Genomic DNA, 528 nt, shown 5'->3' with positions numbered 1-528 from the left:
CCAGCCGGGCATCATCGTTGCCGAACAAAAGATGCGCGATGGCCAATTCTATATTGCCGGCCTGAGAGACCCGCTTGCCGCCGACCCGCAGTCTTTGTTGTCCGGAACGCAGATCGATCCTGCCCGCGTTCGTTCGCAGTGGCAATTCTATCAGAGCCTTGATCCGGAGTTCGTGCTGAAGCGGCTAACGGCGTCGCTGACCCCGCCGAAATCGGTTCGGCTTTCGATCGTCGAGGATCGCATCGTTGCCGAGGGTGAGGCTCCCGACACCTGGATAGATCGGGCACGCGCAGCGGCCCGACAGCTTTCGGCAGGCGGACCGGTATTCGACATCTCCAAGGTTCGTGATGTGAGCCCCGAAGCACGCGCGGCGGAGCACTGGCAGGCCTATGTGTCGCGACTGGGAACCCAGCCGGGCATCATCGTTGCCGAACAAAAGGTGCGCGATGGTCAATTCTATATTGCCGGCCTGAGAGACCCGCTTGCCGCCGACCCGCAGTCTTTGTTGTCCGGAACGCAGATCGATCC

Annotated in this window: 1 pseudogene; it reads left to right on the top strand. The window is 61.4% G+C overall.

Annotated elements, in window-relative coordinates:
• Positions 1-31: 31 nt before the first annotated feature.
• A pseudogene (locus AC0L17_RS34480) lies at positions 32-528 on the top strand (OmpA family protein); the annotation flags it as partial.

It is taken from the genome of Mesorhizobium sp. WSM4829 (assembly GCF_055811475.1).
This window is presented reverse-complemented; position numbering and strand designations above follow the sequence as displayed.